Genomic DNA, 13,037 nt, shown 5'->3' with positions numbered 1-13,037 from the left:
CAAGTCTTCCCAAGTGCCTCATCCCTAGATACATTTAGATACAACTTGCGTTGGCGTAACGTAGGACGCAGAATTGACCCGATGTTTGCGACGGAACGATCCGCCGACAACAAAGCAGGACCTTCAAGGAAGCAGGTGAGCGCATGAGTGGACCCATCCTCAGGGTCGAGGGGATCAGCAAGGGATTCCCCGGCGTGCAGGCGCTGAAAGACGTGCATCTCGAGGTGCACGCGGGTGAGGTGCTCGTGCTCGTGGGCGAGAACGGTGCGGGAAAGTCCACCCTGATGAAGATTCTTTCGGGGATCTATACCAAGGACGAGGGAACGATCACGTTCGAGGGTCGCGAGGTCGAGCTGACCGGGCCGCTCCAGGCGCAGGAACTCGGGGTCACCATCATTCATCAGGAACTCAACCTGATGCCCGATCTCACCGTCGCCCAGAACATTTACGTGGGCCGGGAGCCCACCACTGGTCCGTTTCTGTCGGAGCGCAAGCTGAACGCACAGACGGCAGAGCTGCTGCAGCGGCTGAACATCAACCTGAACCCGCGTCAGCTCGTCGGCGAGCTGACGGTGGCCGAGCAGCAAATGGTCGAGATTGCCAAAGCGTTGTCGTTCAACGCGAAGGTTCTCATCATGGATGAGCCGACTTCTGCTCTCACCGACACCGAGGTGGAGACGTTGTTCGTGCTGATCGAGCAGCTCAAGGCTCGCGGCACCGGCATCGTCTACATCTCACACCGAATGGACGAGCTGCGTCGCTTGGCTGACCGGGTGACAGTCTTGCGTGACGGCACATACATCGGATCACTCGACCGTGCCGAGATCACAATTCCGACGATCATCGAAATGATGGTCGGCCGTGTGATCGACGAAGGTACACGTCCGGAGGCCCGCGAGCACGCCAACGACCCGGTGGTACTCGACGTGCAGGGGCTGTCGACGAAGAACCTGCTCAAAGACGTCTCCTTCCAGCTGCATAAGGGAGAGATCCTCGGTTTCGCTGGCCTCATGGGTGCTGGACGCACAGAGACGGCGCGTGCCGTGATCGGTGCAGACCACCGAGACGGCGGCGCGATCAGCATCGGCGGGCGCCCCGCGCGCATCGCCCAGCCGGCAGACGCCGTGAAGTACGGACTCGGCTACCTTTCCGAGGACCGCAAGCTTCTCGGGTTGATGCTGGAGCAAGATGTCACCTTCAACACCGTGCTCGCGTCGCTGGGGTCATACGCCAACGCGATCGGGTGGATGGGCGATGCCAAAGCGAAGAACCGCACCAAGGAGTACGTGCAGCAACTGCGCGTGAAGACGCCATCGGTCAACCAGGTCGTCAAGCTCCTCTCCGGAGGAAACCAGCAAAAAGTCGTTATCGCCAGGTGGCTGATGCGCGACTGCGACATTCTCATCTTCGACGAACCGACCAGAGGTATCGACGTCGGCGCGAAAGAAGAGATCTACCGCCTCATGCAGCAGCTCGCTGATGCGGGCAAATCCATCATCGTCATCTCATCCGAGCTCCCGGAGATCCTCCGCGTGGCGAACCGCATCGCGGTCTTCGCCAACGGACGCATCACCGGGACGCTCCGCAACGAGGAAGCAAGCCAGGAGAAGATCATGCAACTCGCAGCCCACGGGGAGGAAGACTGATGAGCACCCCACAGCAGCCCGGTTCGTCTACGACGACGATCATCCAGACCGCGGTGAGTGAAAACACCGACAAACGTAACGTGGGAGCATTCCTGCGGCGTCAGTTCCAGCAATCGTTGGCGTTCGGCACACTTCTCGTGTTGGTCATCATTTTCTCGATCGCCAGCCCGAACTTCTTCACCTTCAGCAACATCGCCACCGTGCTGTTGTCGACGGCAGTCATCGGCATCCTTGCCCTCGGCACGACCTTCGTCATCATCACCGGAGGCATCGACCTCTCGATCGGTACCGGCATGGCGCTCTGCGCGGTGATGACCGGTGTGATCGTGACGAATATGGGCCTTCCCGTATGGCTCGGTGTGCTCGGCGGTATCGCGACGGGTGTGCTGATGGGCCTCGTCAACGGCGTCAACATCGCTTTCCTGCGCTTGCCTCCCTTCATCGCCACGCTCGCCATGATGATGATCGCTGGTGGCCTCGCCCTGGTGATCTCCGGTGTCGCACCGATCTACTTCTCGTCGTCGGCCCCCGACTTCAAGAAGATCGCGCTCGGCGTGATCATTCCAGGAATCCCGAACGCGGTTCTCGTTACTGCCGGTCTCGCCGTCATCGCCTACCTGGTGCTGTCGAAGACGCTGCTCGGGCGGTACACCTTCGCCATCGGCTCCAACGAAGAGGCCACCCGCCTCTCGGGCGTCAACACCCGCCGCTGGACGATCCTGATTTACATGTTCGCCGGAGCATTCACCGGTGTCGCAGGTATCGTGATCGCCTCCCGTCTGGACTCGGCTCAGCCGCAGATCGGAACAGGCTATGAGCTGCAGGCGATCGCCGCCGTCATCATCGGTGGCACCTCGCTGCTGGGTGGTCGCGGATCGATCCTCGGAACCGTCATCGGTGCGCTGATTATGAGCGTGCTCGTGAACGGTCTGCGCATTCTGTCGATCCAGTCCGAATGGCAGAACATCGTTGTCGGTGTGGTCGTGCTGCTTGCCGTCTTCCTCGACTCGCTTCGCGACCGGCAGCGAACGTAAGACTCGGGCGGCGGCGAAAACCCGTGCCCGCCGACGCCCTCCGGCTCCGGCCGACCCCGCGGAGCAATCCGCACAGGCACCAAAAATGTCACATCGCCGGCTCGTTCGGCAATCACAGAACAAACCGAGTCACACGCAAACAATGGAGTATTCATGAAATTCGGTAAGAAGACCGCATTCGTAGGCCTCGTGGCCGCATCCGCGCTGGTGTTCGCCGGCTGTGCTGGCGGAGACGTCGTTGAAGAAGGCTCAGACGGCGGCAGCAGCGATGGCGAAATGTACATCGCGATGGTTTCGAAGGGCTTCCAGCACCAGTTCTGGCAGGCCGTGAAGACCGGTGCAGAAGAGCGCGCAGATGAGCTCGGCGTCAAGATCACGTTCGAAGGCCCCGCAGCCGAGACTGAGATTGCTTCGCAGCTCGAGATGCTCACCGCAGCGATCGACAAGAACCCAGACGCCATCGCCTACGCAGCGCTTGACCCCGAGGCATGTGTTGCCCCGCTCGAGCAGGCCAAGTCGAAAGACATCCCCGTCGTCTACTTCGACGCCCCCTGCAACGGTGAGGTCGGACTCAGCCTGTCCGCCACCGACAGCAACGTGGCCGGTGCGCTTGCGGCTGACCACATGGCAGAGCTGATCGGCGGCGAAGGCCAGGTCGCCATCGTCGGCCACTCGCAGATCAACTCCACCGGTGTGGACCGTCGTGACGGCTTCGTCGACCAGATGGAAGCGGAATACCCCGACATCGAGATCGTCGACATCCAGTACGGCGATGGAGACCACCTCAAGTCGGCTGACATCGCGAAGACGATGATTGCTGCATACCCCGACCTCAAGGGCATCTACGGCACCAACGAGGGCTCCGCCATCGGTGTTGTCAACGCGGTCAACGAGCTGAACCTCGAAAAGGGCAAGATCACGATCGTCGGCTTCGACTCCGGCGCAGCGCAGATCAACGCCATCAAGGACGGCACCATGGCCGGCGCCATCACGCAGGACCCGATCGGCATCGGCGCACAGGTCGTTCAGGCCGCGTACGACGCAGCCAACGGCGAGAGCGTTGACGAGTTCTACGACACCGGTTCGTACTGGTACGACGCGTCGAACATCGACGACGAGAAGATCGCCGCAGTCCTCTACGAGTGACCCGGTAACCATCTAAAGAAGTCCCCCACCCTCGGGTGGGGGACTTCTTTGCGTCTGCCCCTTCTCCCATCCAAGGCTCACCTGCATGACCAAACCCCGGATGCATGACTGGATACCGGCCGTCGGCCCGCCATCCGGTAAAGGCTCATGCAGGTGAGTCGGATGGAACGGGCGGGACGGGCGGGACGGGCGGGTCAGGCGGGTCAGGCGGGGAGAGTGAGGGGGAGGAGCTGCGCGGGGGTGGCGGTCAGCATGCGGCCGACGGCCTCGTCGCCGATGGCGGCGCGCAGGCGGGGGAGGTAGCGCTCGCCGAGGTAGCCGAGCCCTGGCATGCCGCCGTAGGCGAGGTACCGGCTGCGGCGGGCGACGTCGCCACCCAGGACGATTCGATGCCCCGCGCCGCGTTCCACGACGGCGACGGTGAGGTCGACCAGTTCGGCATCTGAGCGGGTACGAGGGCGCGCGAATCCGTCGTATCCGAGGTGCGCGCCGCGTTCGGCGAGAGACACATGCAGTGCGGGATCCGGATCCCGGTCGGCGTGCGCGAGCACAACGCGGTCGGCAGGCACACCTTCGGCAGACAGCAAGTCGAGTACCTCGTGCGCTGCTGTGCAGAACTCGAGGTGCACCATGACAGCCGCGCCAGTCGCCCGATGCGCTTCTGCCACCGCGAGGAGCGTGGTGCGCTCGAACGCACTGATCCGCCAGTAGTCAATGCCAGCCTTCAGAAGGCCAGCTCGCACGGGTCCGCCACTCGGCGCAGCGGCGGCGAGCACGTCTGGCATCTCAAACACCGCTTCGTCGTCGGCCGCCATACCGCGAGTGATGTCGGCGATGAAGAGATCGGCGAGCTGATCCGCTGTCCACACCTGCATCGGATGCTCGTCGCCGTAGTGCGCTTCGCGATGCCGGCCGGTAGTTGCCACGATGTGCAGTCCGGTATGCGTGCTGATGCGGGCCAACGCTTCGGGGTCACGGCCGAGTCCGAACGGCGTGGCATCTACCATCGACTCGAAACCGCTGTCGCGGAGAGCGCCTGCTTCGGCGCCGGACGCTTCTTCATCGTCGAGTTCGTCGCTAGGCAAGAGCGGCGACACCTGAAAAAGGTGCTCGTGGTAGTTCACGCGCCCGAGCTGGGCGGGGTCGATGTCGCCGAGCACGGTGCGGACGACGGCAGACATCAGCGCACCGACTCCGCTGCATCGGCGAGCTTTTCGACGATCTCAGGGGTGAGGTCGAGCTCGAAGACGTCGGCGACGACCTGTGACCAGCCGTGGATGAAGTAGCGCCAGCCATCGACGACGTGCAGCTCACGCTCGCCAGCCTGGGCTTCGGCCTGATGCAAGAACTCCAGCGACCCGCGGTAGTTGAATTCCCACACGTATGCCTGTGCGGGGAACACCACGTCATCGGTCAGAGGGGAGCCTGGTCGGTCTTTGCCGAGGCCCGTCGCGTTGGCGATCACCGAACCGGCAGGCGCCGCAGCCACCACCGCATCAGCGTCTGCAGGGGAGTCGGTCACGACGTACTCGATCAGGCCTTCGCGGGTACCGTGCTGGCGGTGTACCTCCTGCAAATGGTCGAGCTTGTCTTGCGTGCGGGCGGTCACCGTGATCTTCGCCGGGGCATCTGCTCGCTCGGCCAGAGCCCAACTCAGCGCCGTACCGGAGCCACCGGCGCCGAGGATCACAACCTCCGCCCCTGTGCGAGCGAAATGGTCTGCTGGAAGAAAATCGCGCAGCGCGAGATCAACCGTGATCGGGTCTTTGGCGCGCCCAGAAAGAAGGGCACCGCGCTTAGAGATACTCGAGATTTCTGAGCACGAGACGGCGAACGGATCGAGCTCGTCGAACAGATCGGATGCCGCCGCGTACACATTCATCTTGTGCGTTGTCACGAGCGCTCCGCGGTGCTGCGGATCATCGCGAATCTGCTCGACCATCGCGCGGTACTGCGCAGGCTCCGCATCCATCGGCAGGTCGTGGCCGACCAGGGTGCGTGTGGGTAGATCGAGGATGTCGGCCCACAGCGGGAACACCTTCATGATCGATGACGACGCGGTGGTCACACCGACAAAGCCCATGTAGTCAGCGGCGGTGGTCATCGGGTCTCCTCGGGGTGGTATGCCGGAACGGGTACGGGATGGGCAGGGTCAGCGCCCGAGAGTACAGCGATCACGTCGTCGAGCGAAAGGGAGCCCATGTTGTCGACGGCCTGAGTGGTCTGCGCGCCGAGATGTGGGGTGATCGTGACTCGGTCGGCCAGATCGGCAGCCAAAAGCGGACTGTGTTGTGCCGCCGTGTCGCCATCAAGAGTGTCTGCCGCGTAGCCGGCAAGAATGCCATCGCGCAGGGCGTGCGCCACGGCGAACTCGTCGACAAGTTCTCCTCTGGCGGTGTTGACAAGCACCGATCCCCGACGCATACCCGCCAGGCGCTCGGCGGTGACAAGGCGTTGCCCGCCGGGGGTGTGTAACGTCACGATGTCGGCGTCTTGGAACAGAGCATCGAGCGAGGTCGGCTCTGCGCCACGCGCGCGCACGACATCGTCTGGCATGAACGGATCGGTGGCGAGGATGCGTGGACCAAAACCGCTCAGGCGCGTTGCGACGCCCTGGCCGATGCGGCCGAAGCCGACGATCCCCACCGTGGCTGCTCCGAGCTCTCGCCCTCGGCGCACACCCCAATCACCGACGCGCACGCGGCGATCGCCGTCTGGTACGAACCGGAGCGCGGCGAGCATGAGGCCCACCGCGTGGTCGGCGACGGCGTCGGCATTTGCCCCGGGTGTATTAGTCACAGGGATGCCGCGGCGGTGCGCCGCTACGAGGTCTACGGCTTCGATGCCTACCCCGTAGCGAGCGATGATTTTGAGCTGAGGGGCAGCGGCGAGGTGTTCGTCGCTGACTTCGCCGGTTCCGGCGATCCACGCATCGGCGCCGCGCAGGTCTGCACGCAGCGCTTCGAGGTGGTGATGAGCAGGCCCGCGCACGATGCGGTGTCCCGCTTGCGCTGCGCGTTCGACCAGGTCGACGTCGCCGTCGGAGAACGAGCGGCTGGTCACGAGAATGACGCCCATCAGCTGGGCCTCGCCGCAAACCAGGGAGCGAGCGCGGTGTACGCGTCGGCGAACCGGGCATGGCGTTTTGCGTAGACGGCATGGCGGCCCGCATCCGGGGTGAACTCTGCCGTGACCTCGCTCAGTGCTCGTGCGGCGGAGAACTCGGTGAGTCCGAGCCCGACAGCAGCGGTGACGGCCGCTCCCAGGCTGTTCGCCTCTTCGACGATGGTGCGCCGGCGCACAGGCACACCCCACACATCAGCGAGGACGGACAGGTAGGCGTCGCTCTGCGCGCCGCCGCCGACGGCATCAATCCGGTCGATCACGGCGCCGGATTCCCGGAACGCCTGTATGCAGCTGAGCAGATTGAAGGCGGTGCCCTCCAACACCGCGCGCACGAGGTGCGCCCTGGTGTGGTGTCTGGCGAGGCCCACAAATGCTCCGCGGGCATCCGGGTCCCACATGGGGGAGCGCTCGCCAAGCAGGTAGGGAAGGAAGTAGAGGTCGTCGGTGTCGACGCCGGCTGAGGCCTCGGAGGTGAGGCGAGAGGTCTCTGGTCGTGCGGGGTCGGCCGAGAGTGCCTCGGCAATCCATTGCACCGAGGCCCCGCCTGCCTGCATGGTCGCGGTGGGGACGAACGAGCCTGGAACGACGTTGTCGAACGTGAAGGTGCGCATCTTTGGGTCTCGCAACGGCGCATCCGCCGCAAACGAGATCCAGGAGGAAGTGCCGAGGCACACGTAGGCACCATCTTCTGGAGCAACGACCCCAGAACCGACAGCGGCCATAGGGCCGTCTCCGCCGCCCATCACCACACGCACGCCAGCGTGCAGCCCCAGGGCCTCGGCGGCGGTGCTTGTCAATGCACCGGCAATCGACGTGGACTCCAGAATCTCTGGAAAAAGCGAGGGGTCCAGGCGCGCAGCCTGCAGCACCTCGGTCGACCAGGTTCCGGCGGCCTGGTCGTAGGCGTTGGTGCCTGAGGCATCGGAACGGTCGGTGGCGAGGCGTCCGGTCAGACGCAACACGATGAAGTCTTTCGCGACGCACACTCGGCGCACGCGCGCCCAGGTGCCTGGCTCGTTGTCGCGCACCCACATGATCTTCTCGATCGAGTAGGTCGGGTTGAGGCGGTGCCCGAGGATCCCGTACGCCCGCTCTGCACCGAGCGCCGCTTCCAGCTCGCGCTGTTGCGCACCAGATCGCGTGTCGGCCCAGATGATCGCCGGACGTGCTGGTTCCCCTTCGCCGTCGAGCAGAACAGCGCCCATCATCTGCCCGCTCACCACGAGCCCCGCAACCTCGGTCGGCGTCGTTTCGGTGCGGGCGATCAGGTCGCGCGTCGCGGCAACAACCGCGTCCCACCAGTCGTTGGGGTTCTGTTCTGCGACGCCACCTGCCGCGAAGTGTGCCGGATACGGCACCGTGACAGAAGCGACGAGCTTTCCGTCATCGTGGTGCAGTGAAGCCTTGTTGCCCGTGGTTCCTAGATCGTGCGCAATGATCATCCCCGGAGCCTAACTTTCGTATGGACGGAGGTCGACGCCCTCGGCTGCGCGGTAGGCGCGCGAGCCCATACCGTGCTCAAGAACCCAGCCGTAGTCGTGACCGGCGCCGCCGGGGTACACGGCGAGGAAGGCATAGGGCTCATCGCCAGTGTTGATGGATCGGTGCGCCCAACCCGGCGGGATGTAGCCGATGGTGCCAGGCAGCATGTCGAGCCACTCGGTGCGCTGGCCGTCGAACATTAAAAGTCCGCCGCGTCCCTTCAGTGCCAGGTAGATCTCACCCTGGTGGTTGGGGTGCTGGTGTCCCTTGGTCATCCACAGTTCGCCGGAGGTGTCGCCGGGCATGATCGTCGTGATCGACTGCGGAAGTTCACGATCAACCTCGGGCACAGGGGAGCTGACGACCGTGTATACGACCGGGTTCTCACCCTCGGCGGCGGCCTTCCAAGCGTCGTGATCGAGAAAAAGACCTTCAAGATCCGACATCCGCCGAGTGAGCGTAGGGCCCTCGGGAGTGAGTGTCAGCTTCTCAGCGTCGAACGCGATGGCCATCGGAGAGATCGGCGGGGTGTGAAACTCGGGCATCTGTGCTCCCTCGAAACGGATGCTGCGGCGCTGCGCAACCTGTAATGACAGGTTCACTCTACCTGTTATGACAGGTTCCGTCCAGAGAGTGTGAGCTAGCCAGCGCGACGAGCGCGGTAGGCGGCCACAGCATTGCGGTTCGCGCAGGTTGTTGAGCAGTATCGCTTCGAGCGATTGCGGGAGAGGTCAAGCGCAATGGACTCGCAGGTGTCGTCGGCGCAGATGGTCAGACGTGAGCCTTCGCTGGCGCGAATCACGTCGATCAGCGCCATCGCCGTTTCGATAAGCACGCGCTCGGCGAGGGGGCGGTCGTCGGCTACGGCATGCAGGTGCCAGTCGGTCTCGTCATGGCGGAGAAGGCGGGGGCTGAGGCGCGCCTCGGTGAGTGCCCGATTGACGTGTTCTGCCATCTCGTCGCGGGGGGCGAGCAGCATGGTCCGCAGGCGCGGGCGAATCTCGCGCAATGAGGCGAGTTCGGCCTCATTGAGAAGAAACTTCCCGGTGTAGGCGAAGTCTTCGAGGAAGGCTTCCTCGTCGGCGATGTCACTGAGTGTGTCGGGTGACTCTGCGGAGTTCACGAGCCAGACGGCGGCGCGCAGTGCTTCTTCCGTGTCATCGGTGAAGTTCATGTTGACACCTTACATTGAGCGCCAGTAGTGTCATCGATCATGAGCAAGGTGAGCAGTGACACCTCAATGGTGTCGGCAAGTGGAGTGCGCCTCGGACTGCCGCTGGCTATCGCCGCTGCGTTCGCCTTCGGAATGTCTGGAGCGTGGGCGCGGGGTCTTATCGATGCCGGATGGACGCCCGGCGCTGCCGTGACGGCGCGCATCTGGGTCGCCGCCCTCGTGCTGCTCGTTCCGACACTGTGGTCGCTGCGCGGGCGGTGGGCGGCGCTCAGGCAGAACGCTGGCATGGTGCTCGCCTACGGTCTGCTGGCCGTCACGGCGACGCAGCTGTTCTATTTTCAAGCCGTCGCGGTGATGGACGTCGGCCTGGCGTTGCTCATTGAATACACCGCACCGGTCGCCGTGTTGCTGTGGTTGTGGTTGCGTCGTGGGGAGCGTCCCAGTCGCCGGAGCATCGTCGGCGCGGCGATTGCGTTCGTCGGGTTGGTGCTGATGCTCGACATCGTCACGGGGGCCGCGGTGAATGTGTCTGGCATTCTGTGGGCGCTGGGGGCGATGATCGGCGCGGCGACCTACTTCGTGCTGTCTGCGAAGGTTGACACCGGGTTACCGCCGATCGCGCTTGCGGGCACTGGTTTGCTGCTCGGCGCGGTGGGACTCACGGTCGCCGGTGTGGTCGGGGTGCTGCCGTTCGCGTGGACGACCGACGACATCGCCTACCGATTCGGCAGCGTTCCGTGGTTCGTGCCTGTGCTCGCGATGGGGGTGGTGGCGACGGCGCTTGCTTACACATTGGGCATCATCTCCACGCGGATGCTCGGGTCGAGGCTTGCTTCCTTCGTCGCGCTGGCCGAGGTCGTCGCCGCGCTGCTATTCGGGTGGCTGCTGCTCGGACAGCTTCCCGACCTCTTGCAAGCTCTCGGTGGGCTGCTCGTGCTGATCGGCGTCGTCGTGGTGAAGCTCGGCGAGCCCACAGCGGGCGCAGCCTTCGACGAGGAGCAGCAGTTCGCTGAAGACTCAGTGCTTCGGGCTCGCAAATGATCTTGTGCTTCGGCGCCCAAGCTGGGTGATGGTTGGCGTGTGCGATTCCGACATGACCAGCAACCACATCTATAGACGCAAGTAGATCGCGTCTCCTGGGGAGCGGCTCAGGACTTCAGTTTGGACGTCGGTGTCGGCGTGGGCGTAGTGAGGCGGAACTCGATGCTTTGGAGTTCGTCTGGGTCGGTGAACAGCATGGTCCCCGAAGTGAAATCGACACGGCGTCCGGTCGGTGCGACGGCGAAATCCCCGTTGGCGGCTTCGCTGAAACGCAGGATGAGTTCGGGGTCGTTGGGGAAAGTGTGCCAGGTTCCGGTGCCGTTGAAGTTGTTGTCGGTGTCTCTGTATTGAATCGGGTTGAAGGAGGCGTTGGTGATGGTGAACGTGCCGTCGGCGTTGATGGTGAGGGTGCCGTTGTCGTCTTCGGTTGCCTCCCATACGCCCACGGGTGTGGTCAGGGGCGCGGGTGGTGTGCAGCTGGTGAGTGTGAGGAGCGTGGTCAGGAGGAGTGCAACGATCGCGGAGGTGCGTTTCATGGCGTCGGCGGCGGCGTCGGCGTGGGTGTGGTGAGGCGGAACTCGATGCTTTGGAGTTCGTCTGGGTCGGTGAACAGCATGGTCCCAGAGGTGAAATCGGCGGAGCGTCCGGTCGGTGCGACGGCGAAATCCCCGTTGGCGGCTTCGCTGAAACGCAGGATGAGTTCGGGGTCGTTGGGGAAAGTGTGCCAGGTGCCCTTGCCGTTGAAGTTGTTGTCGGTGTCGGTGTACATGATCGGGTCGAAGGAGGCGTTGGTGATGGTGAAGGTGCCGTCGGTATCAATGGTGAGGGTGCCGTTGTCGTCTTCGGTTGCTTCCCACACGCCCACGGGTGTGGTCAGGGGCGGGGGTGGTGTGCAGCTGGTGAGTGTGAGGAGCGCTGTCAGGAGGAGCGCAACGATCGCGGGAATGTGCCGTGCAGGGCGTGCGGCGGTGGTCATGGGTATACCGTTTCGGTCCAGACGATCGTTTGGCGCTGAGGTGCGAAGTTACCGTTCTCGGCGTTCGCTTCAGTCATCTTGCCGTAGATGAGGGGAACATGCCCCCCACCGGTGCCGGGGATTCGGGTGGCGGAATCGATGGTGGTGTCGTTGAGGATGACATAGGTGACGGGCACGCCGCCGTCGGCTTGTGGCTCCCCGGCAGATACTTCGAGGTTGTAAGAGCCGAGGAACGATTCAGGAAGATTCTGGTCACTGAAAACGGCATCGGAGAAGGTGCCGGTGAACGGACTTGTCAAAATATTGAAGCCATCGTTGACGAGCACCGACGGGTTGTCGCTGATCACACGGTTGTTGTTGAGGGGCTCCCCACCGTCAACGAGTTTCCCAGAGCGGAGGTCCTCGAGTACGCGTTCGCGGGTGGAGTCGATGTGTTCGCTGCCCATGAGAGTGCGGACGAAGGGGTCATCGATTCCGAGGACAATCCCCCGCTCGCCGTTTCCGGTGATGAAGTCGTCGAGCAAGTCTCGTACCTGATCATTGGCGAGGTCACGGGAGATTCCGACTTCTGGTGCTGCGGCGCAGTCGAGCCCACCCCAGGTTTCAGAGGCGGTGCGAGCGAGGATCGTCGCAAGTGTCTGGTCCGTTTTCATGCGATCTTGGGCGAGGGCTACGAGCGCGTCCGCGGCCGCGGCGGCGTCTTCGGTGGCCTTCCGTTCGGCTTCCTGTCGGTTTGTGATTCCTTCGGGGTCGGTGCCGAATAATTGGTCGCTGAAGAAGCCATTGAGGATCAGTTCAGCTGATTCGAGGCTGCGATTGAGGGGTTCCGCCTTCCGCGCGATCTCGGCGACCTGATCCCCGTACCCCACAATTGCTTTGCCCGCGGTCTGCATCGCTTCGGCGGAGTCTTTCAAACGTTTCTGGAACTCCTCAGTTCTGACGCGAAACGCGTCAGCGCTTTCCCCGGTCCATGTGTCGTCGAGGTCCCGCAACATCGTCGACACCTCTTGTTCCGCGTCGAGGAGGTCAGCTGCTTGTGTGTCCATCCACTGCTTCGCAGCATTGCACGATGCTGTGTCGCCGGCGCCAGGATCGAACCGTGTCCAGTTCGACATCACTCTGTGTCTAACGTGTCGATGAGGGCGGTGATGGCGTCGATTTGATCTTTCTCTGCCGCGGCGAAATCACGTGCGGTGTCGTCAACGCCCGCCGTGAGGCCACTGCTCAAAAGCGTGAGAAACGAATGAGCATCGGACCATCCCGACAAGAAGGCCTCTGTTGCAGAGCTGACTAGATCGCTTCGCATTGCCGACAGATCCAGATCGCTTGTGCTGTCTTTTTTCTCCGTCACGGCTTGTAGCGCCGCTGAAACCCCACTCATGCCGGCAGCGTCCACACGAATACTTCTGTCC

Annotated in this window: 14 protein-coding genes; 4 read left to right on the top strand and 10 right to left on the bottom strand. The window is 63.4% G+C overall.

Annotated elements, in window-relative coordinates:
• Positions 1–143 precede the first annotated feature (143 nt).
• The 3 genes from AB0O87_RS01350 (at position 144) to AB0O87_RS01340 (ending at position 3,826) form a co-directional block, all read left to right on the top strand.
• Positions 144–1,646 carry a sugar ABC transporter ATP-binding protein gene (locus tag AB0O87_RS01350; RefSeq protein WP_363510994.1) on the top strand — a complete coding sequence of 501 codons (1,503 nt, stop codon included), beginning with the start codon at positions 144–146 and terminating at the stop codon, positions 1,644–1,646.
• The gene (locus AB0O87_RS01345; protein ID WP_363510993.1) at positions 1,646–2,680 is read left to right on the top strand and encodes an ABC transporter permease; all 1,035 of its coding nucleotides are present in this window, start codon (positions 1,646–1,648) and stop codon (positions 2,678–2,680) included. The genes AB0O87_RS01350 and AB0O87_RS01345 overlap by 1 nt, the downstream gene beginning before the upstream one ends.
• A 153-nt stretch (positions 2,681–2,833) precedes the next feature.
• The gene (locus AB0O87_RS01340) at positions 2,834–3,826 is read left to right on the top strand and encodes an ABC transporter substrate-binding protein (protein ID WP_363510991.1); all 993 of its coding nucleotides are present in this window, start codon (positions 2,834–2,836) and stop codon (positions 3,824–3,826) included.
• Between the two features lie 203 nt (positions 3,827–4,029).
• Here AB0O87_RS01340 and AB0O87_RS01335 read toward each other — a convergent pair whose 3' ends face one another.
• The 6 genes from AB0O87_RS01335 to AB0O87_RS01310 all read right to left on the bottom strand — a co-directional run bounded on the left by AB0O87_RS01335 (position 4,030) and on the right by AB0O87_RS01310 (position 9,608).
• The gene (locus AB0O87_RS01335; RefSeq protein WP_363510989.1) at positions 4,030–5,007 is read right to left on the bottom strand and encodes an aryldialkylphosphatase; all 978 of its coding nucleotides are present in this window, start codon (positions 5,005–5,007) and stop codon (positions 4,030–4,032) included.
• Positions 5,007–5,930: a shikimate dehydrogenase gene (locus tag AB0O87_RS01330; RefSeq protein WP_363510987.1), complete on the bottom strand. Its 924-nt coding sequence runs from the start codon at positions 5,928–5,930 to the stop codon at positions 5,007–5,009. Before AB0O87_RS01330 ends, AB0O87_RS01335 begins: the two co-directional genes overlap by 1 nt.
• Positions 5,927–6,904, bottom strand: a complete 978-nt coding sequence (locus AB0O87_RS01325; protein ID WP_363510985.1) for an NAD(P)-dependent oxidoreductase — start codon at positions 6,902–6,904, stop codon at positions 5,927–5,929. Before AB0O87_RS01325 ends, AB0O87_RS01330 begins: the two co-directional genes overlap by 4 nt.
• Positions 6,904–8,394 carry a xylulokinase gene (xylB, locus tag AB0O87_RS01320; protein WP_363510983.1) on the bottom strand — a complete coding sequence of 497 codons (1,491 nt, stop codon included), beginning with the start codon at positions 8,392–8,394 and terminating at the stop codon, positions 6,904–6,906. The genes AB0O87_RS01325 and xylB overlap by 1 nt, the downstream gene beginning before the upstream one ends.
• Before the next feature lie 9 nt (positions 8,395–8,403).
• On the bottom strand, positions 8,404–8,979 hold the full coding sequence (locus tag AB0O87_RS01315) for a glucose-6-phosphate isomerase family protein (RefSeq protein ID WP_363510981.1): 576 nt from the start codon (positions 8,977–8,979) through the stop codon (positions 8,404–8,406).
• Between the two features lie 95 nt (positions 8,980–9,074).
• Positions 9,075–9,608 carry a CGNR zinc finger domain-containing protein gene (locus AB0O87_RS01310; RefSeq protein ID WP_363510979.1) on the bottom strand — a complete coding sequence of 178 codons (534 nt, stop codon included), beginning with the start codon at positions 9,606–9,608 and terminating at the stop codon, positions 9,075–9,077.
• Positions 9,609–9,647: 39 nt separating this feature from the next.
• Here AB0O87_RS01310 and AB0O87_RS01305 point away from each other — a divergent pair, with 39 nt between their 5' ends.
• Positions 9,648–10,649 (top strand): EamA family transporter, encoded by a 1,002-nt coding sequence (locus AB0O87_RS01305; protein WP_363510977.1) that lies wholly within the window; start codon positions 9,648–9,650, stop codon positions 10,647–10,649.
• A 107-nt stretch (positions 10,650–10,756) separates the two neighbouring features.
• Here AB0O87_RS01305 and AB0O87_RS01300 read toward each other — a convergent pair whose 3' ends face one another.
• The 4 genes from AB0O87_RS01300 to AB0O87_RS01285 are packed head-to-tail and all read right to left on the bottom strand — an operon-like array spanning position 10,757 to position 13,021.
• Positions 10,757–11,185 (bottom strand): hypothetical protein, encoded by a 429-nt coding sequence (locus AB0O87_RS01300; RefSeq protein ID WP_363510975.1) that lies wholly within the window; start codon positions 11,183–11,185, stop codon positions 10,757–10,759.
• The gene (locus AB0O87_RS01295) at positions 11,182–11,625 is read right to left on the bottom strand and encodes a hypothetical protein (protein WP_363510972.1); all 444 of its coding nucleotides are present in this window, start codon (positions 11,623–11,625) and stop codon (positions 11,182–11,184) included. Before AB0O87_RS01295 ends, AB0O87_RS01300 begins: the two co-directional genes overlap by 4 nt.
• Complete coding sequence (locus AB0O87_RS01290) at positions 11,622–12,740, bottom strand: putative T7SS-secreted protein (protein ID WP_363510969.1); 1,119 nt, start codon at positions 12,738–12,740, stop codon at positions 11,622–11,624. Before AB0O87_RS01290 ends, AB0O87_RS01295 begins: the two co-directional genes overlap by 4 nt.
• On the bottom strand, positions 12,740–13,021 hold the full coding sequence (locus AB0O87_RS01285; protein WP_363510966.1) for a hypothetical protein: 282 nt from the start codon (positions 13,019–13,021) through the stop codon (positions 12,740–12,742). Before AB0O87_RS01285 ends, AB0O87_RS01290 begins: the two co-directional genes overlap by 1 nt.
• Positions 13,022–13,037: the final 16 nt, after the last annotated feature.

Source organism: Microbacterium sp. NPDC076768 (assembly GCF_040687205.1).
Taxonomy (GTDB): domain Bacteria; phylum Actinomycetota; class Actinomycetes; order Actinomycetales; family Microbacteriaceae; genus Microbacterium.
This window is presented reverse-complemented; position numbering and strand designations above follow the sequence as displayed.